We start from the raw sequence: 24,788 nt of genomic DNA on the forward strand, positions 1-24,788 counted from the left end.
CCGGGGCCACCCAGCGGGGCGAGCATGTCAGAAAATTCCGAAAACCTGAAAAACATCGGCCTCAAGGCCACTTATCCGCGCCTGAAGATCCTCGATCTGTTCCAGACGTCCGACCTGCGCCACCTCACCGCCGAGGACGTCTACCGTCTCTTGATTGCAGAGGGAATGGATATCGGCCTGGCGACGGTTTACCGCGTGCTGACCCAGTTCGAGCAGGCGGGCCTGCTCGAACGGCACTATTTCGAGTCGGGCAAGGCAGTGTTCGAACTCAAGAAAGGCGGCCATCACGATCACCTCGTGTGCGTACAGTGCGGCAAGGTGGAAGAGTTTTTCGACGCGGAAATCGAGCGGCGGCAAAACAGGATCGCCGAAGAGCGCGGTTTCGTCGTCCGCGAACACGCGCTTTATCTTTACGCGGACTGCCTGAGAAAGGACTGCTCGAACCGCAAACTGGAAGACTGAGCAGGACGCTCGCCCCGCGGTCCGTTTTTTCGGCCGCGGCAGGCGAATCCTGCGATCAGCGTCCGAACGAGTCCGCACCGAGCATTTCCGCCGCGTGACGGCGGGTCGTCTCGGTGATGTTCACGCCGCCCAGCATGCGGGCAATCTCCTCGACCCGCGCTTCCCTGTTCAGCACGCAAACCGTGCTCAGGACTTCCGATCCGCGTGGCGTCTTGGCGATGCTCCATTGCCAATCGGCGCACGCCGCCACCTGCGGCAGATGGGTCACGCACAGCACCTGGCGCTCCTGCCCCAGCCGGCGCAGCAACTGGCCGACGATCTCCGCGACCCGCCCGCCGATCCCGACATCGACCTCGTCGAAGATCAGCGTCGGCGTCGCCGAGTCGCGGCTGGTGATGACCTGGATTGCGAGTCCAATGCGCGACAGCTCTCCGCCCGACGCAACTTTCGCGAGCGGGCGCAGCGACTGGTTGGGATTGGCTGCGACGCGGAATTCGACGGATTCCAGGCCGTAGGCCATTGGCGAAGCGCAGGCTTCGAGCGCCACTTCGAATTTTCCACCCGCCATCGCCAGCGTCTGCATCGCATCGGTGATGCCGCGCGACAAAGCTCTGGCTGCCGGCCCGCGTGCCTCGGAAAGACGCAGGGCGGCTGCCTCGTATTCGCCGCGGAGGCGCTTTTCCTCTTCGACAAGGCGGGCCGGATCCGCGCGGGAGACGAGATCGTCGAGCTTTCGCCCCCACTCGGCGCGAAGGTCCGGCAACTCGTCAGGGGTCACGCGGTGCTTGCGGGCCAGCGCCATGACGTCCTCGATGCGCCGCTCGATCTCGGCCAGGCGCTGAGGATCGAGGTCGAGCCGCTCGCGGTAGCGCCGCAGCGTGTGCAGCGCTTCGTCGGCCTGGATCGCCGCGCCGGCGAGCAGGTCACGGACATCGGCGAGATCGGAATCGATCTCGGCCATCCCATCGACCCGGACGCTGACGTGGCGCAGCTGCGAAGCGACCGCGAGATCGCCTTCGCCGAGCGTCGCGAGCACTTCGTCCGCTCCCTCGATCAGACCCGCCGCATGGGCAAGACGTGCATGTTCGACATTGATCCGGTCCCATTCCTCGGCGCTGAACGCGAGCTCGTCGAGTTCGCGTATCTGCCAGGCAAGGAGTTCACGCTCACGCTCGGACGCGGCCGAGTCCTGGTCCGCCGCACGGCGCAGCTCGACGAGGCGCTGCCACGCGTGGAAACGGGCGCTGACTTCCGCGGCAAGCGCTGCAGCCCCCGCGTGCGTGTCGAGCAGCGCGCGCTGCGCGTCGGGCTTGAGCAGCGCGTGATGGGCATGCTGGCCATGAATGTCGGCGAGCCAGTCGCCCGCTTCGCGCAACTGCCCCTGCGTGACCGGCACGCCGTTGAGCCACGCCCGCGAGCGCCCGCCGGCCTCGACCACTCGTCTCAGGATCACCACTCCGTCATCCGCCGCCAGGTCCTGCCCCGCCAGCCACTCGCCGAGCGGGCTCGACGGCGGCAGGTCGAACTCGGCCGCGATATCCGCCTTGCCGCATCCCGCGCGTACCGCGCCGGCCTCGGCACGCCCACCCAGGGCAAGGCCGAGCGCGTCGAGCAGGATCGACTTGCCCGCTCCGGTTTCCCCGGTCAGCGCGCCGAACCCCGCTTCGAACTCGAGCTCGAGGCGGTCGACGATCACGAAATCCCGAATGGTCAGGCGACGGAGCATGAGCGGTGCAGTGGTGGGGAAACTTTGGTCAGGGACGACGCGGCGGCGCGCTCCAGTGAAGCTTCTCGCGCAGCATGGCGAAATAGCTGTAGCCCTCCGGGTGCAGCAGGCGGACGACATCAGGCGAACGGGTGACGCGCAGCCGGTCGCCGGCGCGGGCGTCAAAGCGGGCCTGACCGTCGAAATGTATCCGGGCGTCATGCTGGGGCAACAGCACGATCTCGATATGTGAGGTATCCGGCAACGTGACCGGACGCGCGGTGAGCGCGTGGGGGCACAACGGCACCAGGGCGATCCCGCCGACGTTCGGATGGAGGATCGGCCCGTTGGCCGACAACGCGTATGCCGTCGAACCCGTCGGGGTCGTCAGGATCATTCCGTCCGAGCGCTGCGTATAAACAAATTCCCCGTCGATCGACAGATCGAACTCGATCATCCGGCCCAGGTCGCCTTTGTTCACGACCACATCGTTGAGCGCCAGCGTCTGGAATACGCGATGGCCCGCCCGCAGCACTTCGGCGTCGAGCATCGCCCGCGATTCCTCGCTGTAGCGTCCGTCGAGAATCTCGGCGAGTTTCGGCAACGCTTCGTCGCGCGAGATATCGGTGAGGAAACCGAGCCTGCCCTGATTGACCCCGACCAGCGGCACGCCGTGCTGGGACAGCCGGCGCGCCGTATTGAGCATCGTGCCGTCGCCGCCGAGCACAACGGCAAGGTCCGCCTGGGCGCCGATCTCGTCGTAGCTCGCGACGGCAAACTGGCCGGCCATGCCGATGGAACTCGCGGTCCCCTGCTCGATCCACACGTCAAGTCCGCGCACCCGCAGGAATTCGGCGATGCGCAGCACCGCCTCCGCCACGTCGGGGCTCTGGTACTTGCCGATCAGTGCAACGATGCGGAAGTTCTTGCTCATGCGCGGATTAAACCACATCGCGTAATGCCTTGGCAGACGCCAGTGCTCGTCCGCAGGCTGTTAGAATCATCGCAATAGTGCATACCGGATCATGAAGCTGCTAGACCCCCGCTCCCAGATACTGCTGAAGACCCTGATCGAACGATACATCGTTGAAGGTCAGCCGGTCGGCTCGCGTGCGCTTTCACGTTATTCCGGCCTCGAGCTGTCGCCGGCGACGGTGCGTAACGTGATGAGCGACCTCGAGGAGATGGGTTTCATCACCAGCCCGCACACTTCGGCCGGGCGCATCCCGACCGCCCTGGGCTACCGTTTCTTCGTCGATTCGCTGCTGACCGTGCAGCCGCTCGAACAGGCGCGCGTGCGCGAACTCAAGGGCCAGTTGCAGCCCGATCAGCCGCAGCGCCTGATGAATTCCGCGTCGCACCTGCTGTCCGACCTCACCCAGTTCGCCGGCGTGGTCGTTTCGCCGCGCCGCGATACGGTGAAGATCCGCCAGATCGAGTTCATCAGCCTCGCCGAGAACCGCATCCTGCTGATCATCGTGACCACTGCCGGAGACGTGCAGAACCGCATCCTGATCACGCGCCGCGCCTACTCCTCGGCGGAACTCGTCGAGGCGGCGGCCTACCTTACCGAGCACTTCGCCGGACTCGGATTCGACGACATCCGCGCCCGCATCCGCGACGAACTCAAGCAGTTGCGCAGCGACATGAGCGAACTCATGACGGCCGCCGTCGAGGCCGGCAATGCAGCCGCCGAAGAGGACAGCGCGAGCTATGTACTGTCGGGCGAAACCAACCTGCTCGACGTCGAGGATCTGTCGTCGAACATGGCCCGCCTGCGCGAACTGTTCAAGCTCTTTGAGCAGAAGACCGGCCTGATGCAGCTGCTCGACCTCTCGAACCGTGCGCAGGGCGTGCAAATCTTCATTGGCGACGAATCCGGGCTCTCGCAACTCGACGGCTGCAGCGTCGTGACCGCGGGCTACGAAGTCAACGGCAAAGTGGTGGGCTCGGTCGGCGTCATCGGCCCGACGCGCATGGCCTACGATCGGGTCATCCCGATCGTCGACATCACGGCCCGCCTCCTGTCGAACGCGCTCTCGAGCCCTGGCTGAACGCTTCGGCCCGCCCCCCAAAGGACTTGCATGGCCCGTTACTGGCCCGAACCCGCCCACACCCACGGCACCCCAGAGCGCACCGGCGTCCTGCTTGTCAATCTGGGCACCCCCGCGGCACCCACGGCCGCGGCGGTTCGCCCTTACCTCAAGGAATTCCTCTCCGACCCGCGCGTCGTCGAGATCCCGCGCGTGATCTGGTGGCCGATTCTGAACGGCGTCATCCTCAACCTGCGGCCGAAGAAATCAGCCGAGAAATACGCCGCCGTCTGGAGCGACGCCGGATCGCCACTCAAAGTCCACACCGAACGACAGGCAAAACTCCTGGCCGGGTATCTCGGCCACTCAGGGGTGAGCGGCGTCGTCGTCGACTGGGCGATGCGCTATGGGGCGCCGTCCATATCCGACGTCCTCGTCCGCATGAAAGCCGACGGCTGCAGCCGGATCCTTGTCGTGCCGCTGTATCCGCAGTATGCGGCGAGCACCACCGCGAGCGTCATCGACGAGGTCGCGCGCTGCCTGACCCGCTGGCGCAACCTGCCCGAGATCCGCTATGTGCGCAACTTCCACGATCACCCCGGCTACGTCGGAGCGCTCGCCAAGAGCGTACGCGACCACTGGGCAAAACACGGCGAGCCCGACCAGCTCGTGATGAGCTTTCACGGCATACCGAAGCGCTCGCTCGATCTCGGCGATCCTTACCACTGCGAGTGCCACGTCACCGCCCGCCTGCTCGCAGCGAAGCTCGACCTGCCGCCCGAGCGCTGGCAGCTCACCTTCCAGTCCCGCTTCGGCAAGGCGGAATGGCTGAAACCCTACACCCAGCCGACCCTCGAAGCACTCGGCCGCAAGGGGACCGGGCGCGTCGACGTGATCTGCCCGGGGTTCGCTTCGGACTGCCTCGAAACGCTCGAGGAAATCGCCCTCGAATGCAGGACGGCGTTCCTCGGCGCCGGCGGCAAGGCCTTTCATTACATTCCCTGCCTCAACGAGCGACATGACTGGATTGCCGCACTGACCGACATCGTCCGCAGCCGGATCGGTGACTGGCTGGAAGCTCCCCTGCCGGAGGCTGGGCACCTCGCCGCGACAACCCAACGGGCCCGTGCCGCGGGAGCGGAACGCTGAATAGTTCGATCGTCGCCAAGCTGCGCTGGAATTGACGGAAGCGCCGTTGGCAGCGCAAGTTTCCCGACTTATTCCTCGAGGATCTGCAGATCGAGCCCGCCCGTGGCGGTCAGGTCACCGATAACGGCCGGCTCGCCATACCTCCCCAGTTCCCGCGCCGCGGCCGCGAGCCGCCGCGCAACCGTCGTCGCCACCAGCCGGCGGAAAAGTTCCCGGACCTCTTCCGTCGCCAGTGCCAGCGCTGCCGGGTTGACCTCGATATACGTCGTCGGCGCCACCGCGACCGCGGTGACCGGATGCCGGTGGTCGATCGTGTCGAGCCATGCCAGCTCGCCGAAGACCTCCCCCGGGCCGAGCCGCTGCACCCGGCGTCCATCGACAGACAGTTCCACCTCGCCGGCCACCACGACGCCGAAGCGCTGGTCGGCGTCGCGCTCGCGAATCAGCGTCGTCCGTGCCGCCACGCTGCGCCAGGTCGAAGTGCGCAGCACCTCCCACAACTCGACATCGTCGAATTCGGTGAAGAAGGCAAGCTTGCGCAGAGTCGTAAACCGCGTCGTATCCTGCGGCACATCCTCGTCGTCGACGATCTTGTAGCGCACCGCTGACAGATCCTTTGCAAACTCGGCGCCGTTGCGGTAGCGCGAGTAAAGATCCTTCTCCAGCGCCTTGCGCAGGACCGTGTCCATCAACTCCGGCATGTCCGGGTTCAGCTGCGAAACCAGCGGCGGGTCCGCATTAATGATCTTGTAGATCAGCTGCGCCGGATTGGCCGCACGAAACGGCAAGCGCCCGGTCAGTAAATGGAACAGCACGACGCCGAGGGAATAGAGGTCGGTTTTCTGGTTCAGCGGGTAGCCCTTGATCTGCTCGGGGCTCATATAGGCGGGCGAACCGACGCCCATGATGAAAGTCGAGTCGGTCTCGACCTTCTTGTTGATGTTCAGCGCCAGGCCGAAGTCGGTGATCTTTACGTTGTCGTTGTCGTCGACAAGGATGTTGGCCGGCTTGATGTCCCGGTGGACAACGCCCTGCCGGTAGGCGTGGTCGAGCGCCATGCAGCACTTGAAGACGATGCCGATCGTGCGATGAATCGGCAGCAGGCGCTCGAAGCTGCAGTACCGCTCGAGCGATTCGCCGGGAAAATACTCCATCACCACGTAAGCCTGGTCCGGCTCGGTGACGACTTCATGGATGCGGACGATGTTCGGATGGTCGAGGCGGCTGACGACCGCCTGTTCGGCCTTCAGCAGCTTGAGCAGGCGACGGTTCCACTTCGCCTCGTCTCTCGCCTTGTCCTGGAAGCGGACGAGCTTGACGGCCAGCGGTTCGGGATCATCCGGCGATTCCACCCTATAGACGATGGCAGTCGCGCCGCGCCCCACCTCCTCGATGACCCGGTATTTTCCGATGCTGTGCGGAATCTCGCTCATCCTCGTTCCATGCCTTCCCGCCCGCAGTAAGCACTGCCCCGCGCGCGCCATTCACGCCAAGGGGGGCGAATCGTGACACACCCGCCGGCGAACCGGCAACCTTCGAAAAATCGCTGCACCTCCCTTGAAAAATGAAATCATGCCCCCAATTGGGCACGGTCGAAGAACAAAGGGAGATTCCACCCATGCAGGAAAACAAGCAGCCTTCCGAAATCCAGGGCGAACTGCCCGAGCTTCCAGAGGGCGAAACAGTGCAGCCGCAACCGGCGAACGAGCAGGCGGCCCCCGATACGGACACGATGCCGCGACTCGAGGAAACCCTGCGCCAGGCCGAACTGAAAGCCGCCGAACACCACGACGCGTGGCTGCGAGCCCGCGCCGAAACCGAGAACGTCCGCCGCCGGGCCCAGGAAGACATCGCCAAGGCGTCGAAGTTTGCAGCCGAAAAATTCGCCGCTGGTGTGCTTCCGGTCAAGGACAGCCTCGAAGCCGCGCTCACGAGCGAGAAACAGACTCTCGAGAGCCTGCGTGAAGGCGTTGAATTGACGCTCAAGCAACTGAACGCTGCCTTCCAGAACGCGGGCCTCACCGAAGAAGACCCGACCGGGCAAAAGTTCGATCCGAACAAGCATCAGGCGATCAGCGCGATCGAAGCCGAAGGCGAGCCCAATACAGTACTCAGCGTACTGCAGAAAGGCTACCTGCTGCACGGCCGCGTGATCCGTCCGGCAATGGTGATGGTCTCGAAAGCCAAGGGTACGTAAGCCTCGCCGCGAATGCTTGAAATCCGGCGCGGCGCCCCGATCTACTGAACAACGAAAATCCGGTGAGGCGTGGTTAGGCGACGCCAGGCGTCCTCCGCCTCACCCTTCACCCCTCACTTGAAAGGAACGGCAATGGGAAAAATCATCGGTATCGACCTGGGCACGACGAATAGCTGCGTCGCCGTAATGGAAGGCGGCAAGCCCAAGGTCATCGAAAACTCCGAAGGCGCGCGCACCACCCCGTCCGTCGTCGCGTACGCGGAGGACGGCGAGATCCTGACCGGCGCACCGGCCAAGCGTCAGGCGGTCACGAACGCGAAGAACACGCTGTTCGCCGTCAAGCGCCTGATCGGCCGCCGCTTCGAAGAGAAGGAAGTGCAGAAGGACATCGACCTGATGCCCTACACCATCTGCAAGGCCGACAACGGCGACGCGTGGGTCGAAGTGCGCGGCAAGAAGATCGCGCCGCCGCAGGTTTCCGCCGAAGTGCTGCGCAAGATGAAGAAGACCGCCGAGGACTACCTCGGTGAGGAAGTCACCGAAGCGGTCATCACCGTGCCGGCCTACTTCAACGACAGCCAGCGCCAGGCGACCAAGGACGCCGGCCGCATCGCCGGCCTCGAAGTCAAGCGCATCATCAACGAGCCGACCGCGGCGGCGCTCGCCTTCGGCATGGACAAGAAGCCGGGCGACTCGAAGATCGCCGTGTATGACCTCGGCGGCGGCACGTTCGACATCTCGATCATCGAGATCGCCGACATCGACGGTGAACACCAGTTCGAAGTGCTCGCGACCAACGGCGACACCTTCCTCGGCGGCGAGGACTTCGACCAGCGCCTGATCGACTACATCGTCACCGAGTTCAAGAAGGAACAGGGCGTCGACCTGAAGAAGGACGTGCTCGCGCTGCAGCGCCTGAAGGAAGCAGCCGAGAAGGCGAAGATCGAGCTGTCGTCGGGCCAGCAGACCGAAGTGAACCTGCCGTACATCACGGCCGACGCATCGGGCCCGAAGCACCTCGCGGTGAAGATCACGCGCGCGAAGTTCGAATCGCTCGTCGAAGAGCTGGTTCAGCGCACGATCGAGCCGTGCCGCATCGCGCTGAAGGACGCCGGGCTGAAGATCACCGACATCGACGACGTCATTCTCGTCGGCGGCCAGACGCGGATGCCGAAGGTGCAGGAGAAGGTCAAGGAGTTCTTCGGCAAGGAAGCGCGCCGCGACGTGAATCCGGATGAAGCGGTCGCGGTCGGCGCCTCGATCCAGGGCGGCGTGCTGCAGGGCGAAGTCAAGGATGTGCTGCTGCTCGACGTGACCCCGCTGTCGCTCGGCATCGAGACGCTCGGCGGCGTGATGACGAAGCTGATCCAGAAGAACACCACGGTACCGACAAAGGCGAGCCAGGTGTTTTCGACTGCCGACGACAACCAGAACGCGGTGACGATCCACGTGCTGCAGGGCGAGCGCGAAATGGCATCGGGCAACAAGAGCCTCGGCCAGTTCAACCTGTCGGACATCCCGCCCGCTCCGCGCGGCATGCCGCAAATCGAGGTCACGTTCGACATCGACGCGAACGGCATCCTGCACGTATCGGCGAAGGACAAGGCCACCGGCAAGGAAAACAAGATCAAGATCCAGGCGAACTCGGGCCTGTCCGAGGACGAGATCCAGCGCATGGTGCAGGACGCCGCCGCGCACGCCGAGGAAGACAAGAAGGCCCACGAACTCGTCGATACCCGCAACCAGTGCGACGCGCTGGTGCATTCGGTGAAGAAATCGCTGACCGAATACGGTGACAAGATCAGCGCCGACGAAAAGGCCAAGATCGAACAGGCGATGAAGGACGCCGAAGAGGCGCTGAAGAGCAACGACAAGGACACCATCGAAGCCCGGATGCAGGCGTTGGCGACGGCCAGCCAGAAGCTCGGCGAGCAGATGTACGCGCAGTCGCAGGGTGCCGAAGGCGGTGCCACGGGCGAGGCAGCGGGCGGCAAATCCGCGGGCGGCTCGAAGGCTGCCGATGCCGACGTGGTCGACGCCGAGTTCACCGAAGTCAAAGACAAGAAGTAATCGCTCGCCGGAAGGCGAGATGTCGGCCGAGCCCCTGCCGGTGCCCCTCGCACTGGCCGGCTCGGCCTTTTGCATGATCTGGAGACCCTCCCGGTCTCACAGCCTGAGCGGACCAAGATGGCAAAAAGGGATTACTACGAGGTGCTGGGTGTCAACCGCGACGCCTCGGATGATGAGATCAAGAAGGCCTACCGCAAGTTGGCCATGAAGCACCATCCGGACCGCAATCCGGACAACAAGGACTCCGAGGACAAGTTCAAGGAAGCGAAAAACGCGTACGAAATCCTGTCCGATGCGCAAAAACGCGCCGCGTACGACCGCTATGGACATGCCGGGGTGGATTCGTCTGCCGGCGCCGGGCCTGGCGGGCAGGGTTTCGACGGGTTTGCCGACGCGTTCTCGGACATCTTCGGCGATATCTTCGGCGGCGCGGGCGGAGCCGGACGCGGACGGTCGAACGTGTATCGCGGCGCGGATCTTCGCTACAACCTCGAAATCTCTCTCGAAGAAGCGGCCCGCGGTGCCGACAAGACGATCCGCATCCCGACCGTCGAGGAATGCGACACCTGCCACGGCAGCGGCGCGAAACCCGGCACGCAGCCGAAGCCCTGCCCCACCTGCGGCGGCGCCGGCCAGGTGCGCATCCAGCAAGGCTTCTTCTCGATCCAGCAGACCTGCCCGAAGTGCCACGGCACGGGGCGGATCATTCCGGACCCGTGCCGCGACTGCGGCGGGGCCGGGCGGGTGAAGCGGCAGAAGACGCTGGAAGTGAAGATCCCGGCGGGAATCGACGAAGGAATGCGACTGCGCCACGCCGGTCACGGCGAACCGGGCGTCAACGGCGGGCCTCCGGGAGACCTGTACGTCGAGATCCATATCCGCGCCCACCCGGTGTTCCAGCGCGACCACGACGACCTGCACTGCGAGATGCCGATCAGCATCACGACCGCAGCGCTCGGCGGGGAGATCGAAATCCCGACGCTCGAAGGCATGGCACGGCTGAAAATTCCCGCCGAGACGCAGAGCGGCAAGGTGTTCCGGCTGCGCGGGAAAGGAATTCGCAACGTCCGCTCGCAGGGTCACGGCGATCTGATGTGCCATGTCGTCGTCGAGACCCCGGTCAATCTCACGGAGCGTCAGAAAGAGCTGTTGCGCGAATTCGAGGAGGTTTCCAGTTCGGACGCCGACCGCCACAACCCCAAGGCAAAATCCTGGATGGACAAGGTCAAGGACTTCTTCGGCGCCTGAGCCCCAGGCTCACCAGGGCAATCGTTACCTGCCCGGAGGCTCGCGTTCGCAAGTCTCCGGAAGCAAGCCCATTCAGGCGCGGCGCCAGACGGTGCCTTGCGGCGTATCCTCGAGGACGACTCCCGACGCGAGCAATTGCGCACGAATCCGGTCGGCCTCCGCGTAGTCCTTCGACTTCTTCGCCAGCGCGCGGCGCTCGATCATCGCCTCGATCGCGACGCCTCCCTCCTCGTCCGGTTCGCCGGCTATCCTGCCCTGAAGGAAGCTCGCCGGCTCGCGCGCGAGCAGTCCGAGCACGCCTCCCAACCCCTTGAGCTGGGCCGCAGTCGCGGCGGATCCGGTGCGGTTGGCTTCGTTCGCAAGTTCGAAAAGCACCGCCACCGCCTCCGCTGTATTGAAATCATCGTCCATCGCAGCGCGGAATCGCACTGCGTGCGGTTCGTCCCAATCGATCCCTGCATCGGACGGCTCAACGTTGCGCAATGCAGTGTAGAGGCGTGTCAGCGCCTGGCGTGCATCTTCAAGGTGGGCGTCGGAATAATTCAGCGGACTGCGGTAGTGCGCGCGCAGGATGAAAAAGCGGACGACTTCAGGGTCGAAGCGCTTGAGGACATCGCGGATCGTGAAGAAGTTGCCGAGCGATTTCGACATCTTTTCGTCGTCGACGCGGACGAAACCGTTGTGCATCCAGTAATTCACGAACGTATGCCCGTGCGCGCCCTCGGACTGCGCGATCTCGTTCTCGTGATGAGGAAACTGCAGATCCTGGCCGCCGCCATGGATGTCGAACCGTTCGCCGAGCAGGTCCGAACTCATCGCCGAGCACTCGATGTGCCAACCCGGGCGCCCCGTTCCCCACGGTGACGCCCACTTGACTTCGTCGGGCTCGTCGGTCCGGGCATGCTTCCACAGCACGAAATCGAGCGGATCCTGCTTGTCGCCGGCGACTTCGACGCGCTCGCCGGCGCGCAGTTCGTCGAGCGACTTGCCGGAAAGCCGACCATAGCTGTCGAATTTTCGAACCGAGTAGCACACGTCGCGGTTCCCGGCCACATAGGCGAGCCCCTTTTCCCGCAAGCGGCCGATGAGCGACTGCATCTGCGTCACATATTCCGTTGCACGCGGCTCGTGGTCGGGCCGCAGTACGCCGAGGGCGTCCGCGTCCTCGTGCATCGCGGCAATGAACCGGTCGGTGAGCGTGCGGATCGATTCGCCTCTCTCGCCCGCCCGCCTGATGATCTTGTCGTCGATGTCGGTGATGTTCCGCACATATGTGAGTTTGAAACCGCTCGCCCGCAACCAGCGCGCCACCAGGTCGAAGACCACCATCACGCGCGCATGCCCGAGGTGGCAATAGTCGTAGACCGTCATCCCGCAGACGTACATCCGCACCTTGCCCGGGTCGATCGGAACGAAGGCTTCCTTTCTTCGTGTCAGCGTATTGTGAATGTGCAGCATGTTTCTTCCGCCTGGTCGGGTTCCGGTCAGCTGATTCGCAGGGTCGCAAATGGAATCGGCCACCGCTACCGATACAACAAAAAGGGCGGTACCCGTCGGTCCGCCCCAGCCGTTTCGCCTCCATCACTCGATGCGATGCGGCGCAGATTTCTTTGATAGAATGTCGCGTCGATCCGCGCGGATTTCACGGAAAGTCGGGGTGATTCTAGCACAACGACGACATGTTCCGAGCCGGAACCGGTTCGAATCCATTCGTTGCACGGACTCACCCGTGCGGCTTTCATCACGACCCGAGGCGGGGCTCGACGATCACCGCCAAGGCCGTGGCCCGATTAAATACCTGCTTCCCCTCCTCACTCCTGGAAACCCGAAAATGAAGCGCCTGCTCGCCTCTCTCTTTCTGTTCGGCTGGCTCCTTTCCGCCGGCGCAGCCAACCCGGTTGTCGAGATGCGGACCAGCGAAGGTCCGGTGATGATCGAACTTTTCGCCGACAAGGCGCCCAAATCGGTCGCGAACTTCATTGAGTACGTAAAGAGCGGCCACTTCAACGGCACCATTTTCCATCGCGTCATCGACGGCTTCATGATTCAGGGCGGCGGCTTCGACGCGACGATGAGGCAGAAACCTACCCGCGCCCCGATCGAAAACGAAGCGAAGAACGGCCTGCGCAACGAAGCCGGCACGCTCGCGATGGCACGCACAGCCGATCCTCATTCGGGCAGTGCCCAATTCTTCATCAACCTCGTCGACAACCGCTTTCTCGACTACCCGTCCCGCGATGGCTGGGGGTATGCCGTTTTCGGCAAGGTCACCAAGGGGTTCGACGTCGTGCAGAAAATCGGCCGGCTTCCGACCCGCACCGTGAATGGCATGCAGAACGTTCCCGAGCAGCCGGTCACGATTGAATCGGTCCGCATCGTAGACGCGGTGCCGGCAAAATCCACCAAGCAGTAAGCCCAACCAGGAGCTTTCCATGGCAGTCAAGCTTCATACCAACCACGGTACGATCACCCTCGAACTGGATTCCGAGAAGGCTCCGGAAACGGTCAAGAATTTTCTCGCCTACGTTACCGCCGGCCATTACGACAACACGATCTTTCATCGCGTGATCAAGGGCTTCATGATCCAGGGTGGAGGTTTCGAACCCGGCATGGTGCAGAAACCCACTCGCGAGCCGATCAAGAACGAAGCCGACAATGGCCTGAAGAACGTCACCGGCACGGTCGCGATGGCCCGTACGCAGGCCCCGCACTCCGCGACGGCGCAGTTTTTCATCAACGTTGCCGACAACGACTTCCTCGATTTCCGTTCGGCGGACACCCAGGGCTGGGGCTACTGCGTGTTCGGCCGGGTCACTGAAGGCATGGATGTCGTGGATGCGATCCGCTCGGTCAAGACCGGCTCCAGCGGCTTTCATCAGGATGTCCCGGTCGAGGACGTCGTGATCGAGCGCGCCGAAATCGTCTGACTCGTTGCGTAACTTGCCGGCACAGGCCTCGATGTCGGCCCTGTTCATTTCCGACCTCCACCTGTGCGAGCAACGGGCCGGGACGCTCCGGGCTTTTTTCGCGTTCCTTCAAGGCCCGGCGCGCAGCGTCCAGGCCCTCTACATCCTTGGCGACCTTTTCGAATACTGGGCCGGGGATGACGATGCGACGCCACTGGGCAACGCGGTGGGCAACGCGGTGGGCGACGCGCTGGCGGCGTTCGCCGAGACGGGGGCGAGCGTCTTCTTCCTGCCGGGCAACCGCGATTTTCTGCTTGGCGAATCGTTCGCGCGCCGAGCCCGCCTGCAGATCCTTCCCGATCCGGCGCTGATCGATCTCGGCGGCGAAGCGGTACTGCTGAGTCACGGCGATATCCTGTGCACCGATGACGAGCATTACCAGTCGTTTCGTCGCCTGGTTCGCGACCCCGCATGGCAACGGGCCTTCCTGGAACGGCCGCTCGCGCAGCGCAAACAGGTCATCGAGGGCCTGCGATCCCAAAGCGAAACCGCGAAGCAGGAAAAGACGATGGAGATCATGGACGTGAATGCGTCCGCCGTCGAAGCGCTACTGCGCGAGCACGGTTATCCGGCGCTCATCCACGGCCATACGCATCGCCCGGCGCACCACGTGCACGTCGTGGACGGCCGCTCATGCGAACGATGGGTTCTCGCCGACTGGCACGACGACGCGCCCTATCTGCGCTGGGACGGGGCCGGCCCCCCGGTGGCGCTGCGGTTCCGGCCGAAACCCGACGGCTGACTGCGTACCTCTCCGACGAGACCGAAGGATCAGGCCCCCAGCCCCCGGGCAAGGTCGGCACGCAGATCCTCGATCGACTCGAGGCCGACGGCGATGCGCAGCAATCCTTCTCCGATTCCCGCAGCAGCACGGGCTTCGGCGCTGATGCGGCCGTGCGTCGTCGACGCCGGATGAGTGATCGTCGTTTTCGTGTCGCCGAGATTCGCGGTGATCGAAATCATGCGCGTGGCGTCGACCACCTGCCACGCGCGTTCACGGCCCCCCGCGACTTCGAAGCTGACGATCGCGCCGCCGGATTTTTGCTGGCGCATCGCCAATGCGTGCTGCGGGTGCGAGGCGAGGCCGGGGTAAAACACGCGTACCACTCCCGGCTGCTGTTCCAGCCAGCGCGCCAGATTGAGGCTCGTCGCCGACTGCGCTTCCATCCGGATGCGCAGCGTCTCCAGACCTTTCAGAATCACCCAGGCATTGAATGGCGAAATGCTCGGTCCGGCAGTACGCAGGAACTTGAGCACCTCGTCGACGACGATTTTCGCCCCGGCCACTGCACCGCCGAGCACTCTTCCCTGCCCGTCGAGGTATTTGGTCGCCGAATGCACGACGACGTCGGCGCCCAGTTCCAGCGGGCGCTGCAATGCGGGGGTGCAGAAACAGTTGTCGACGGCGAACAGTGCGCCCGCAGCGTGGGCAATCTCCGCGACCGCCGCGATGTCGATGACTTCGGTGAGCGGGTTCGACGGCGTTTCGACGAAGAAGAGGCGCGTATGCGGCGTCACCGCAGCGCGGTACGCATCGAGTTCGGTGGCGGCGACAAAGCTGGTGTCGATGCCGAATTTCGAGAGGATCGTGCCGAATAGCTGCTGCGTTGCACCGAACAGCCCCGTCGAAGCAACCACGTGATCACCGGCTTTCAGCGTCGCCATCGCCAGCGAGAGAATCGCCGCCATTCCCGACGCGGTCGCGACGCACGCCTCGGCGCCTTCGAGCGCCGCGAGCCGCTCCTGCATCGCCGTGACGGTCGGGTTCGAGAAGCGCGCATAGACGTTGCCCGGCTCCTCGCCGGAAAAACGCGCTGCCGCCTGCGCGGCACTGCCGAACACGAAGCTCGAGGTCAGGTAAAGCGCCTCGCTGTGCTCGTTGAACTGGCTGCGTGCAGTGCCTGCCCGCACTGCCAGGGTGTCGAATTCGTAGGGATTCATGGGCGCGGTTCAGTTGTCGTGGCTGCCTACCAGGTTGAGATCGAGTTGTCCGTCCTCGCTCTCGTCCGACGAGGAGGTGCCGGCTTCGCGCCGGTTCTCGATCCCGTTGAGATACTCCGACGTGATGTCTCCGGTCACGTAGCATCCGTCGAAGCACGAGGTTTCAAAGAAGTTGATCGCCGGATTCACGGCTCTCACCGCGGCCTTCAGGTCGGCGAGGTCCTGGTAGATCAGCCCGTCCGCGCCGATCTCCCGGCAGATTTGCGCCTCGTCGCGGCTGGCGGCAATCAGTTCGCCGCGCGTTGGCATGTCGATCCCGTACACGTTCGCATATCTGACCGGAGGGGCCGCCGAGGCCATGTAGACTTTCTCGGCGCCGGCCTCGCGCGCCATCGTCACGATTTCGCGGCTGGTCGTTCCCCGCACGATCGAATCGTCGACGAGGAGCACTTTCTTGCCCCTGAATTCCTGCGGAATGGTGTTCAGCTTCTGGCGCACTGACTTACGCCGGACCGCCTGTCCCGGCATGATGAAGGTGCGTCCGATATAACGGTTCTTCACGAAACCTTCGCGATAGGGAAGGTTCAGCCGGTGGGCCATTTCCATCGCGGAAGGTCGGCTCGAGTCGGGAATCGGGATCACGACATCGATCTCGGCGTGCGGCATCACGCGCTTGAGCTTGTCGGCGAGGAACTCGCCCATCTTGACGCGCGACTCGTACACCGACACCCCGTCAATGATCGAATCCGGCCGCGCGAGATAGACAAATTCGAACATGCAAGGCGCTTCGACGGTTTTGTCCGCGCACTGCCGGCTCCGGAAATTCCCCTGCGTATCGATGAGGATCGCCTCGCCGGGGGCGACGTCGCGCAGCATCCTGAATCCGAGGACATCCATCGCGACGGACTCCGAGGCGACGAGCCACTCCTGTCCGGCCTCGACATCATTGCGCCCGACCACGAGCGGCCGGATCCCGTACGGATCGCGGAACGCAAGCAGGCCGTAGCCGGCAATCATCACGACCACCGCGTACGCGCCCCGACAGCGCCGATGGACACCGGAGACGGCGCGGAAGACCGCGTCCTCATCGAGCTTGAAACCCTTCGCCGCTGCCTGCAGTTCATGGGCCAGCACGTTCAGCAGCACTTCGGAATCCGAATTCGTGTTGATGTGCCGCAGATCGGAAAGGAACATTTCCCGCTTGAGTTCCTCCGAGTTCGTCAGGTTGCCATTGTGTGCAAGCAGCAGCCCGAACGGAGAATTGACATAGAACGGCTGCGCTTCGGCGGGATTGCACGCGGATCCCGCGGTGGGATAGCGCACATGGCCGATGCCCCAGTTGCCGACGAGATTGCGCATGTTCCGGGTACGAAACACGTCGCGCACGAGACCCGGCCCCTTGTGCATCAAGAAGCGCCCGCCCTCGGAGGTCGCGATCCCGGCAGCATCCTGACCACGGTGCTGCAGGACCTGGAGGCCATCGTAGAGCAACTGATTGACCGGGGAAGTTGCGACGACCCCTAAAATTCCGCACATGGGATAAACACCTATCTGAAACGAATCCTGTCGGCCACCACGTCAGGCAGCCACGGTTTGACGGAAATCACCGCCATTTCCATCGGGGGCGCAAACATCGCGTTTGCCCACCAGGGCTCCCGCGCCACACCGACCATTCCTCCAAGCAGCACCGCCGAGAACACGATCGCCAAGCCTCGTGCCAACCCATAAATCGCGCCAAAAAGATGATCGGCAGCGCCGAGTCCGACAGCTTTCAACAATTCCCGGAGCAAAAACCGCAACAGCGCCCCCAGCAACAGAACCGCGATGAAGATCAGGACAAACGCCGCCACATACTGCCACGCGGGCTCGCTCACGATTCCCGCCAGCGATGCTGCCGCCTCGCTCCCGTAACGCCAGGTTGCAAACAGCGCCAGCACCCACGCCAAAAGGGAAATCACTTCGCTTGCCAGGCCTCGCCACAGGCCGATCAATGCCGAAAATCCCAGCACGCCCAGAAAAATGTAGTCAAACGCGGTCATCAAGAACGCGAACTCGCAGCAGACTCACCGCTGCACCACGACGCCGCTCATACCGCTCAATCTCAGCTTTTCGGCGACCTTGTCCGCCTCTTCCCGACTGCCGAAAGGTCCGATGCGTACCCGCGTGACGGCCCCGGCCTTCTCCGTATAGGCAGCAAATCCGCGGCTCTTGAGGTCCGCGCCCAAGGCACTTGCTTTCGATGCTTCGCCGAACGCGCCGATCTGGACCACGAAAGACTCGCTAGCCGAAGCTGCAGCCGGTTTCTTGCCCTCCAGCAACGCCAGCGCTCGTGCCGCGTCATCGCCGGGCGGCGCTGCAAGCGCGCGATCCGGCGCAGGACGGACGTTCGGCTCGACCGGTTTCGGAGCAGTGCCGGCCGACCCTGCAGGAGACGGCGGCTTCGGCTCGACAAGCGGTGCAACAGGCACAGGGTCCGCCTCGACAGTCTTGTCCGGCGGCGATGGCTGTTCCTCGGGCGACTGCACGAGCGGGGGCTCGACCGCTGCTGCAGGGCGACCGGCGATCGGCAGGGAAAGCGCAGCGTCGCCTTCCCGGTCGGGAATCGTGATCTGGATGTCCTCGGCGGGCGGGCGGGGCTCCTGATCCATCACCATCGGGAGCACGATTGCCGCAAGCAAGGCAATGGCCGCGGCACCCACCAAACGGCGTCGCGACCGTTTCTTGAGGTCGAGGTTGTCGTTATCTGTCACGCGAAACCTCAGCGGCGAGCAGCGAGCACTGCTTCGAGCACGTCCGCCACCGTGAGAAATGAACCGAAGGCGACAATTCTATCACCCTCCCCGGCGCTCGTTCGGGCGAGTTCGAACGCATCCGACGGGCGATCGAAACAGCGCACGTCTCCGCCGACCCCGGACGCAGCGAGGCGCTCGGCCAATGCGGGGGCGGACAGACCGCGCGCGCCCGGCAGACTGGCGAGCAGCCAGTGGTCGATCTTGTCGCGAATCAGGCTGACGACGCCTTCGACGTCCTTGTCGGCGAACATGCCGAATACTGCCCACGTCTCCGGGAAGTAGCCCATGTTCGAAAGATTCTCGGCCAGCACGCCCGCCGCCTGGGGGTTATGCGCCACGTCGAGCACCACCGAGGGCTTCCCCGCGAGCACCTGGAAACGCCCCGGCAGTTCGACCAGCATCAAGCCCTCGCGCACCGCCTGCATCGATACCGGAATACGCTCGCGCAAGGTTTCCAGCGCCATCAGGACCGCCGCCGCATTGAGCAGTTGATTCGCCCCGCGCAGTGAGGGGTACGCGAGCCCGCCTCGACGGCGCCCGTCCCGGCTCCACCAGGTCCACTGCGTGCGATCGCCCGAAAACCCGAAATCCTGGCCTGCGAGGCGAAGGTCGGCGCCGATCTGCCGGGCGTGCGCGACGAGCGATTCCGGTGGCAGCGGATCGGAACAGATCGCGGGGCGGCCGGGGCGGAAGATTCCCGCCTTCTCGAAGCCGATTTTCTCGCGGCTATCGCCCAGATAATCCATGTGATCCATCGCGACGCTGGCGACGATCGCGCAATCCGGCTCGAACACATTGACCGCGTCGAGGCGACCACCCAAACCGACTTCGAGAATGATCACGTCGAGCGGCTCACGACAGAACACGTGCCAAGCTGCGAGCGTGCCCTGTTCGAAATACGTCAGCGGCACGTCGCCGCGCGCCCGTTCCACTTCATGGAAAGCCGCAACGAGCGCTTCGTCGCCGACCTCGCGCCCGTCGATGCGCACGCGTTCGTTATAGCGCAGCAAATGGGGCGACGTATAACAGCCGACGCGATACCCCGCCGCGATCAGAATGGCTTCGAGCATCGCGCATGTCGATCCTTTGCCGTTCGTGCCTCCGACAGTTATCACGACCGCGCGGCTTCGGCTGTCGAGAGCGTCCCGGACTTGGGCAACCCGCTCCAGGCCAAGCCGGATCGGCAGGCCGGGGCGGCGCTCCAGCAGTTCCAGCCAGCCTTTCAGGGTTTCGGGAGATTGCATCGGGAGTCGATTCCGCTTCGCCTATACGCCGATCGCCGGCTGGCGCGTCAACAGCGTCAGCAGTTCGGCGAGCTTCGGCCGCATCTCGCGCCGATCGATGATTAGATCGATCGCGCCTTTTTCGAGCAGGAACTCGGATCGCTGAAATCCCTCGGGGAGGGTTTCGCGCACCGTCTGCTCGATCACCCGCGGGCCGGCGAAGCCGATCAGCGCGCCGGGCTCGGCGATCACAATGTCGCCGATAAACGCAAAGCTCGCCGACACCCCGCCCATCGTCGGATCCGTCAGCAGCGTGATGAAGGGCAGCTTGCGCTGGGCGAGCTGGGTGATCGCCGCGGTCGTCTTCGCCATCTGCATCAGCGAGAACAAGCCTTCCTGCATCCGCGCCCCGCCGGTCGCCGTGATGCAGATGAACGGCAGGCGCTGATCGAGCGCGGCCTTGGCGCCGCGGACGAAGCGCTCGCCGACGACCGAACCCATCGACCCGCCCAGAAACTCGAACTCGAAGCAGGCGACGACCACGGGGACGGTCAGGATCGCGCCCTGCATCACTACCATCGCGTCCGCTTCGGAGGTATCTGCGCTCGCCGCCGACAGGCGTTCCGTATAGCGGCGCGAGTCCTTGAATTTCAGCGGGTCGACCGGCACCACCTCGGCGCCGATCTCGAACCGGCCTTCCGCGTCGAGCAGCAGGTCGAGGCGCGCCCGTGCGCGCAGGCGTTGATGATGTCCGCATTTCGGGCACACCATCTGGTTGCTTTCGAGATCCGATCGGTACAGCACCGCTTCGCATGCGGAGCACTTGCTCCACAGCCCTTCTGGGATCGACTTGCGCGCCGCCGATTCCGCCCGCTTGATCTTGGGCGGCAACAGTTTCTGGAGCCAGCTCATCGCACGGCCCCTTCGACCTGGTCGAGTGCCGTGCGAACTTCCCTGAGGAAGGCAGTGACGTTGGCGGTGAGCCGATCACGCGGGCTGCGCTCGATCTCCTCGATGATGCGGCTGCCGATCACCACCGCGTCGGCCACTTCACCGATGCGCCGCGCGGACTCGGCATCACGGATGCCGAAGCCGACGCCGACCGGCATCCCGACCTGCGCGCGAATCTGCGGAATGCGCGTCGCCACCTCGTCGAAATCGAGCGTCGCGGCGCCGGTGACGCCTTTCAGCGAGACGTAATAGATGTAGCCGCTGCCGACTCTCGCGACATCGCGGAAGCGCTGCTCGGTCGAGGTCGGCGCGAGGAGGAAGATCGGATCCAGTCCGGCGTCTTTTGCCGCCTGCGCGAAGCTCTCGCACTCTTCCGGCGGGTAGTCGACGATCAGCACGCCGTCGACCTGCGCCTCGCGCGCGGCCGACACGAACCGCTCGACGCCCATCGCCTCGATCGGATTCGCGTACCCCATCAGAACCACCGGCGTCTCGGCGTTGCCGGTGCGAAACTCACGAACGGTATCGAGCACCCTGCGCAACGTCATGCCGTTGGCCAGAGCGCGTTCCGAGGCGCGCTGTATCGTCGGGCCATCGGCCATCGGGTCGGAGAACGGGACTCCCAGTTCGATGATGTCGGCGCCCCCCTCGACCAGCGCGTTCATCAACGGCACCGTCAGTTCCGGTGCCGGATCGCCGGCAGTGATGAAGGGAATCAGCGCCCGCCGCCCGGTGGCTTGCAGGCGCTGAAAAGTGGATTGGATTTTGGACATATTCGGTGTCAGGAATGCGGGCCGCGAGTCGACCCGTCAGGCTCAGAACTGGATGCCGGATTTCTCGGCGACGGTGTGCATGTCCTTGTCCCCGCGCCCGGAGAGATTGACCAGCAGGATCTTGTCCTTCGGCAACGTCGGCGCGAGCCTTGCCGCGTAGGCGAGCGCGTGCGACGACTCGAGCGCGGGAATGATGCCCTCCAGGCGGCACAGGTCATGAAACGCCTTCAGCGCCTCCTGGTCGGTGACGGTCACGTATTCCGCGCGGCCGCTGTCCTTGAGCCATGCATGCTCGGGTCCGACGCCGGGATAATCGAGGCCGGCGGAAATCGAATGCGTCTCGATGATCTGGCCGTCGTCATCCTGCAGCAGATAAGTCCGGTTGCCGTGCAGGACGCCGGGTTTGCCTGCGGTGAGGCTGGCTGCGTGCCGGCCCGATTCCATCCCCTCGCCTGCCGCCTCGACGCCGATCAGGCGCACGTCGGGCACGTCGATGTACGGGTGGAAGATGCCCATCGCGTTCGACCCGCCGCCGACACAGGCGATCACGCAGTCCGGCTGCCGCCCCGTCATTTCCGGCATCTGCAGCAGGCATTCCTGCCCGATCACGGTCTGGAAATCGCGCACCATCAGCGGATATGGATGGGGGCCGGCAACGGTGCCGATGATGTAGAACGTGTTATGGACGTTCGTGACCCAGTCGCGCATCGCCTCATTGAGCGCGTCCTTCAGGGTTTTTGAACCGGATTCGACCGGCACCACCGTGGCGCCGAGCAGTTTCATGCGATAGACATTGGCAGCCTGCCGCCTGACATCCTCCGACCCCATGTAGACGACACATTCCATGCCGTAACGCGCGGCAACGGTCGCGGTGGCTACGCCGTGCTGCCCCGCGCCGGTTTCGGCGATCACCCTCGGCTTGCCCATGCGCCGCGCGACCATCGCCTGGCCGATGCAGTTGTTCACCTTGTGTGCGCCGGTGTGGTTGAGGTCCTCGCGCTTGAGGTAGATTTGTGCGCCGCCGAGCAGGTCGGACCAGCGCCTGGCATGGTAGATCGGGCTCGGGCGGCCGACGTAATGCTTGAGCTCGTAGTCGAACTCGGCAATGAACGCCGGGTCGTCGCGGCAGGCTTCGTATGCCGCACGCAGTTCGTCCAGCGCCGGTATCAGCGTCTCGGCAACGAAGACGCCGCCGTAAGGACCAAAGTGACCGCTCGGGTCGGGAAAACGGTAAGGCGCGTCAGCCATCTGCATGTCGAACTCCAGCGATGAACGCGGCGATGCGCGCCGCGTCCTTGATCCCCTTGCCCGACTCCACGCCGCTCGACACGTCGACGGCCCATGGCCTGACGCGACGGATGGCCTCGCCGACGTTGTCGGGATCGAGTCCGCCGGAAAGGATCAGAGGTTTGTCCAAGCCTGCAGGAATCAGGGTCCAGTCGAATACTTTGCCACCGCCTCCGTAGCCTTCGACGAACGCGTCGAGCAGCAGCCCCGAGGCACCCGGATGGCAAGCCGAGAATTCTACCAGATCGACTCCGGGACGCACCCGTGCCGCCTTGACCCACGGACGCCCATGATGCGCGCAATCGCTGTCGTCTTCATCGCCGTGGAACTGGAGCAACTGCAGCGGTACGCGGCTCAGCGCCGCGGTGACGAAAGCCGGATCGGGATTGACGAAAAGTCCTACTGTCGTGACGAACGGCGGGACGAGCGCAGCGAGCTCGGCGGCCGTTTCGAATGACACGAAGCGCGGACTGGGCGGATAGAACACCAACCCGATCGCATCGGCGCCGGCCTCGACCGCAGACCGGACATCCTCGGCGCGGGTCAGGCCGCAGATCTTGATACGGGTTCGGGCCACTCAGACGAAAGGAATACGAGGAACGGCGATGATACGCCCTTCACCCGGCAGAGACCAGTGCGGGGCATACTCGACGCCGCACAGGTAAAGGCCGTCAGCGGGAAACGTCAGCGCGGCCAGACTGCGGTCACGGGCGGCGAGCACTTCTGCGAGCCAAGCGGCCGAATGGCGTCCCTTGCCGACGTACACCAGGGCGCCGACGAGATTGCGCACCATGTGATGGAGAAAGGCGTTGGCCCAGAAATCAAACACGATGTAGTCGCCATCGCGCTGCACCCGAACCTCGTGCATCAGCTTGACCGGCGATTTCGCCTGGCAACCCGCGGCGCGAAATGCGGAAAAGTCGTGCCACCCTTCGAGACAGCGCGCCGCTTCGGCCATCGCGATCTCGTCCAGCGCCGGATGGAACCATCCGACACGGCCGGCGAGCAGTGCGGGGCGGACCGGCGAATTGTGCAGGATGTACCGGTAGCGGCGCGACACCGCGCAGAAACGCGCATGGAATTGGTCGCTGACCTCGGTCGCCCAGCGCACGACGACCGGAGAAGACAGCCGGCTATTGACGCCGCGCACCCAGCCGGAGTTGGGCCTGACCGATTCGGTATCGAAATGCACGACTTGCGCCGTCGCATGAACGCCGGCATCGGTGCGGCCGGCGCAGTGGAGACGCACCGGATGGGCGGCAATATGTCCGATCGCGGCCTCCAGGTGATCCTGCACCGTGCGCCCATGAGCCTGGCTCTGGAAACCCTCGAATGCATTTCCGGCGTATTCCACGCCGAGCACGATTCTCACTTCACGATCCCCAGCAAGGCCGCGCCCATCGCGATGCACAACGCCGATATCGCGATCTCGCGCAAGCCGAAACGCTCCCGGGCAACGCTGATCGTCTCGTCCGACGGATTGTCGGCCTCGTCGAGCCAGTGCGTCCAGCCGTGCTCGGCCCCGGCTTCGACGTAACGCATGACGAGCAGCAGGCGAACCGCGAGCCGGCTCGCCGGCAGGCCGGCAAACTCCAGCGGCCGTAACAGCGCATACAGACCGCTGACGAGGCGATCGACGGAAAGCCGCTGGAGCAGGATGGCGACGCAAAACACGACTGCGACGAGCCGCCCGCCATGCTGCGCGGCCAGCAGCACGCCTTCCGCAGTCGGGCTCAGCACGGGCCAGTCCGTCACCAGCGCCTCACCGGGCGTGAACCAGGCAAAGAACACGACGATTGCAAGCAGCAGGAAGCGCACCCGCCGCGCGAGGCGCCAGGTGCGCGCCGGAGCGAGCAGCGATGCAACGAGCCCGCTCGCGATCACCGCGGCCAGGAGCCACACGCCGGAGAGGGCCTGTATGACCGTAACGCCGGCGGCCCATATCAGTATCAGTAATCCTGCGTGCATGCCAAAACCGCTTTGCAGGCGAG

24 protein-coding genes are annotated in these 24,788 nt (G+C 64.4%); 9 read left to right on the forward strand and 15 right to left on the reverse strand.

The genetic code is table 11. The annotated features are described in order from the left end of the window. The first annotated feature begins 24 nt into the window (after positions 1-24). Entirely contained in the window at positions 25-462 is a 438-nt protein-coding gene (gene fur, locus GO606_RS18795; RefSeq protein ID WP_169116979.1) for a ferric iron uptake transcriptional regulator, read from the forward strand. Positions 463-517: 55 nt separating this feature from the next. Here the strand turns inward: fur and recN are convergent, their stop codons facing one another. Together recN and GO606_RS18805 are read right to left on the reverse strand one after the other, a co-directional pair. Further along, entirely contained in the window at positions 518-2,188 is a 1,671-nt protein-coding gene (gene recN / locus GO606_RS18800; protein ID WP_169116978.1) for a DNA repair protein RecN, read from the reverse strand. A 28-nt stretch (positions 2,189-2,216) separates the two neighbouring features. Then, on the reverse strand, positions 2,217-3,101 hold the full coding sequence (locus GO606_RS18805; RefSeq protein WP_169116977.1) for an NAD kinase: 885 nt from the start codon (positions 3,099-3,101) through the stop codon (positions 2,217-2,219). A 91-nt stretch (positions 3,102-3,192) separates the two neighbouring features. On the opposite strand from GO606_RS18805, the gene hrcA reads away from it, so the two are divergent. Beyond that, positions 3,193-4,221 (forward strand): heat-inducible transcriptional repressor HrcA, encoded by a 1,029-nt coding sequence (gene hrcA, locus GO606_RS18810; protein ID WP_169116976.1) that lies wholly within the window; start codon positions 3,193-3,195, stop codon positions 4,219-4,221. Between the two features lie 30 nt (positions 4,222-4,251). Next, entirely contained in the window at positions 4,252-5,349 is a 1,098-nt protein-coding gene (gene hemH, locus GO606_RS18815; protein ID WP_169116975.1) for a ferrochelatase, read from the forward strand. A 68-nt stretch (positions 5,350-5,417) separates the two neighbouring features. On the opposite strand, the gene GO606_RS18820 is transcribed toward hemH, so the two are convergent. Then, positions 5,418-6,782 (reverse strand): serine/threonine-protein kinase, encoded by a 1,365-nt coding sequence (locus GO606_RS18820; protein ID WP_169116974.1) that lies wholly within the window; start codon positions 6,780-6,782, stop codon positions 5,418-5,420. A 185-nt stretch (positions 6,783-6,967) separates the two neighbouring features. Between GO606_RS18820 and grpE the strand changes: the two genes are divergently transcribed. The 3 genes from grpE (at position 6,968) to dnaJ (ending at position 10,864) form a co-directional block, all read left to right on the forward strand. Next, the gene (gene grpE, locus GO606_RS18825; protein ID WP_169116973.1) at positions 6,968-7,546 is read left to right on the forward strand and encodes a nucleotide exchange factor GrpE; all 579 of its coding nucleotides are present in this window, start codon (positions 6,968-6,970) and stop codon (positions 7,544-7,546) included. Positions 7,547-7,678: 132 nt separating this feature from the next. Beyond that, positions 7,679-9,616: a molecular chaperone DnaK gene (gene dnaK / locus GO606_RS18830; protein ID WP_169116972.1), complete on the forward strand. Its 1,938-nt coding sequence runs from the start codon at positions 7,679-7,681 to the stop codon at positions 9,614-9,616. A 117-nt stretch (positions 9,617-9,733) separates the two neighbouring features. Then, positions 9,734-10,864: a molecular chaperone DnaJ gene (gene dnaJ / locus GO606_RS18835; protein ID WP_169116971.1), complete on the forward strand. Its 1,131-nt coding sequence runs from the start codon at positions 9,734-9,736 to the stop codon at positions 10,862-10,864. 72 nt (positions 10,865-10,936) lie between these two features. On the opposite strand, the gene cysS is transcribed toward dnaJ, so the two are convergent. Continuing rightward, entirely contained in the window at positions 10,937-12,322 is a 1,386-nt protein-coding gene (cysS, locus tag GO606_RS18840; protein ID WP_169116970.1) for a cysteine--tRNA ligase, read from the reverse strand. 373 nt (positions 12,323-12,695) lie between these two features. On the opposite strand from cysS, the gene GO606_RS18845 reads away from it, so the two are divergent. From GO606_RS18845 to GO606_RS18855, 3 genes are read left to right on the forward strand one after another with little or no spacing between them, the layout of a single operon-like run. Next, complete coding sequence (locus tag GO606_RS18845) at positions 12,696-13,277, forward strand: peptidylprolyl isomerase (protein WP_169117058.1); 582 nt, start codon at positions 12,696-12,698, stop codon at positions 13,275-13,277. 19 nt (positions 13,278-13,296) lie between these two features. Next, positions 13,297-13,791, forward strand: a complete 495-nt coding sequence (locus GO606_RS18850; RefSeq protein WP_169116969.1) for a peptidylprolyl isomerase — start codon at positions 13,297-13,299, stop codon at positions 13,789-13,791. A gap of 31 nt (positions 13,792-13,822) precedes the next feature. Continuing rightward, positions 13,823-14,572 (forward strand): UDP-2,3-diacylglucosamine diphosphatase, encoded by a 750-nt coding sequence (locus tag GO606_RS18855; protein WP_211166461.1) that lies wholly within the window; start codon positions 13,823-13,825, stop codon positions 14,570-14,572. A 29-nt stretch (positions 14,573-14,601) separates the two neighbouring features. Here the strand turns inward: GO606_RS18855 and GO606_RS18860 are convergent, their stop codons facing one another. Genes GO606_RS18860 through GO606_RS18910 form a run of 11 tightly spaced genes read right to left on the reverse strand, consistent with a single transcriptional unit; the run spans position 14,602 to position 24,765 of the window. Further along, positions 14,602-15,771, reverse strand: coding sequence for an O-succinylhomoserine sulfhydrylase (locus GO606_RS18860; protein ID WP_169116968.1), 1,170 nt, complete (start codon positions 15,769-15,771; stop codon positions 14,602-14,604). Between the two features lie 9 nt (positions 15,772-15,780). Next, the gene (purF, locus tag GO606_RS18865; RefSeq protein ID WP_169116967.1) at positions 15,781-17,307 is read right to left on the reverse strand and encodes an amidophosphoribosyltransferase; all 1,527 of its coding nucleotides are present in this window, start codon (positions 17,305-17,307) and stop codon (positions 15,781-15,783) included. An 11-nt stretch (positions 17,308-17,318) separates the two neighbouring features. Beyond that, on the reverse strand, positions 17,319-17,810 hold the full coding sequence (locus tag GO606_RS18870; protein ID WP_169116966.1) for a CvpA family protein: 492 nt from the start codon (positions 17,808-17,810) through the stop codon (positions 17,319-17,321). Between the two features lie 24 nt (positions 17,811-17,834). Beyond that, the gene (locus GO606_RS18875; RefSeq protein ID WP_246979738.1) at positions 17,835-18,470 is read right to left on the reverse strand and encodes an SPOR domain-containing protein; all 636 of its coding nucleotides are present in this window, start codon (positions 18,468-18,470) and stop codon (positions 17,835-17,837) included. Positions 18,471-18,529: 59 nt separating this feature from the next. Further along, entirely contained in the window at positions 18,530-19,807 is a 1,278-nt protein-coding gene (folC, locus tag GO606_RS18880; RefSeq protein ID WP_169116964.1) for a bifunctional tetrahydrofolate synthase/dihydrofolate synthase, read from the reverse strand. A 21-nt stretch (positions 19,808-19,828) separates the two neighbouring features. After that, on the reverse strand, positions 19,829-20,698 hold the full coding sequence (gene accD, locus GO606_RS18885; RefSeq protein ID WP_169116963.1) for an acetyl-CoA carboxylase, carboxyltransferase subunit beta: 870 nt from the start codon (positions 20,696-20,698) through the stop codon (positions 19,829-19,831). Continuing rightward, a complete protein-coding gene (gene trpA / locus GO606_RS18890) occupies positions 20,695-21,510 on the reverse strand; it encodes a tryptophan synthase subunit alpha (RefSeq protein WP_169116962.1) in 816 nt (271 codons plus the stop codon). Before trpA ends, accD begins: the two co-directional genes overlap by 4 nt. A 42-nt stretch (positions 21,511-21,552) precedes the next feature. Next, positions 21,553-22,764: a tryptophan synthase subunit beta gene (trpB, locus tag GO606_RS18895; RefSeq protein ID WP_169116961.1), complete on the reverse strand. Its 1,212-nt coding sequence runs from the start codon at positions 22,762-22,764 to the stop codon at positions 21,553-21,555. Further along, complete coding sequence (locus tag GO606_RS18900; protein WP_169116960.1) at positions 22,751-23,374, reverse strand: phosphoribosylanthranilate isomerase; 624 nt, start codon at positions 23,372-23,374, stop codon at positions 22,751-22,753. Before GO606_RS18900 ends, trpB begins: the two co-directional genes overlap by 14 nt. After that, on the reverse strand, positions 23,375-24,169 hold the full coding sequence (gene truA / locus GO606_RS18905; RefSeq protein ID WP_169116959.1) for a tRNA pseudouridine(38-40) synthase TruA: 795 nt from the start codon (positions 24,167-24,169) through the stop codon (positions 23,375-23,377). Then, the gene (locus GO606_RS18910) at positions 24,166-24,765 is read right to left on the reverse strand and encodes an energy-coupling factor transporter transmembrane component T (RefSeq protein ID WP_169116958.1); all 600 of its coding nucleotides are present in this window, start codon (positions 24,763-24,765) and stop codon (positions 24,166-24,168) included. The genes truA and GO606_RS18910 overlap by 4 nt, the downstream gene beginning before the upstream one ends. Between the last annotated feature and the right edge of the window lie 23 nt (positions 24,766-24,788).

Origin of the sequence: Aromatoleum anaerobium (genome assembly GCF_012910705.2) — a bacterium.
Lineage (GTDB): Bacteria > Pseudomonadota > Gammaproteobacteria > Burkholderiales > Rhodocyclaceae > Aromatoleum > Aromatoleum anaerobium.

Coding starts and splice junctions, on each gene's coding strand:
- GO606_RS18860 (WP_169116968.1), bottom strand. CDS start 15,771: ATGAATCCCTACGAATTCGACACCCTGGCAGTGCGGGCAGGCACTGCA.
- folC (WP_169116964.1), bottom strand. CDS start 19,807: ATGCAATCTCCCGAAACCCTGAAAGGCTGGCTGGAACTGCTGGAGCGC.
- GO606_RS18845 (WP_169117058.1), top strand. CDS start 12,696: ATGAAGCGCCTGCTCGCCTCTCTCTTTCTGTTCGGCTGGCTCCTTTCC.
- accD (WP_169116963.1), bottom strand. CDS start 20,698: ATGAGCTGGCTCCAGAAACTGTTGCCGCCCAAGATCAAGCGGGCGGAA.
- GO606_RS18850 (WP_169116969.1), top strand. CDS start 13,297: ATGGCAGTCAAGCTTCATACCAACCACGGTACGATCACCCTCGAACTG.
- GO606_RS18855 (WP_211166461.1), top strand. CDS start 13,823: ATGTCGGCCCTGTTCATTTCCGACCTCCACCTGTGCGAGCAACGGGCC.
- GO606_RS18820 (WP_169116974.1), bottom strand. CDS start 6,782: ATGAGCGAGATTCCGCACAGCATCGGAAAATACCGGGTCATCGAGGAG.
- grpE (WP_169116973.1), top strand. CDS start 6,968: ATGCAGGAAAACAAGCAGCCTTCCGAAATCCAGGGCGAACTGCCCGAG.
- cysS (WP_169116970.1), bottom strand. CDS start 12,322: ATGCTGCACATTCACAATACGCTGACACGAAGAAAGGAAGCCTTCGTT.
- dnaK (WP_169116972.1), top strand. CDS start 7,679: ATGGGAAAAATCATCGGTATCGACCTGGGCACGACGAATAGCTGCGTC.
- fur (WP_169116979.1), top strand. CDS start 25: ATGTCAGAAAATTCCGAAAACCTGAAAAACATCGGCCTCAAGGCCACT.
- trpA (WP_169116962.1), bottom strand. CDS start 21,510: ATGTCCAAAATCCAATCCACTTTTCAGCGCCTGCAAGCCACCGGGCGG.
- GO606_RS18910 (WP_169116958.1), bottom strand. CDS start 24,765: ATGCACGCAGGATTACTGATACTGATATGGGCCGCCGGCGTTACGGTC.
- purF (WP_169116967.1), bottom strand. CDS start 17,307: ATGTGCGGAATTTTAGGGGTCGTCGCAACTTCCCCGGTCAATCAGTTG.
- hemH (WP_169116975.1), top strand. CDS start 4,252: ATGGCCCGTTACTGGCCCGAACCCGCCCACACCCACGGCACCCCAGAG.
- GO606_RS18870 (WP_169116966.1), bottom strand. CDS start 17,810: ATGACCGCGTTTGACTACATTTTTCTGGGCGTGCTGGGATTTTCGGCA.
- dnaJ (WP_169116971.1), top strand. CDS start 9,734: ATGGCAAAAAGGGATTACTACGAGGTGCTGGGTGTCAACCGCGACGCC.
- GO606_RS18805 (WP_169116977.1), bottom strand. CDS start 3,101: ATGAGCAAGAACTTCCGCATCGTTGCACTGATCGGCAAGTACCAGAGC.
- recN (WP_169116978.1), bottom strand. CDS start 2,188: ATGCTCCGTCGCCTGACCATTCGGGATTTCGTGATCGTCGACCGCCTC.
- hrcA (WP_169116976.1), top strand. CDS start 3,193: ATGAAGCTGCTAGACCCCCGCTCCCAGATACTGCTGAAGACCCTGATC.
- trpB (WP_169116961.1), bottom strand. CDS start 22,764: ATGCAGATGGCTGACGCGCCTTACCGTTTTCCCGACCCGAGCGGTCAC.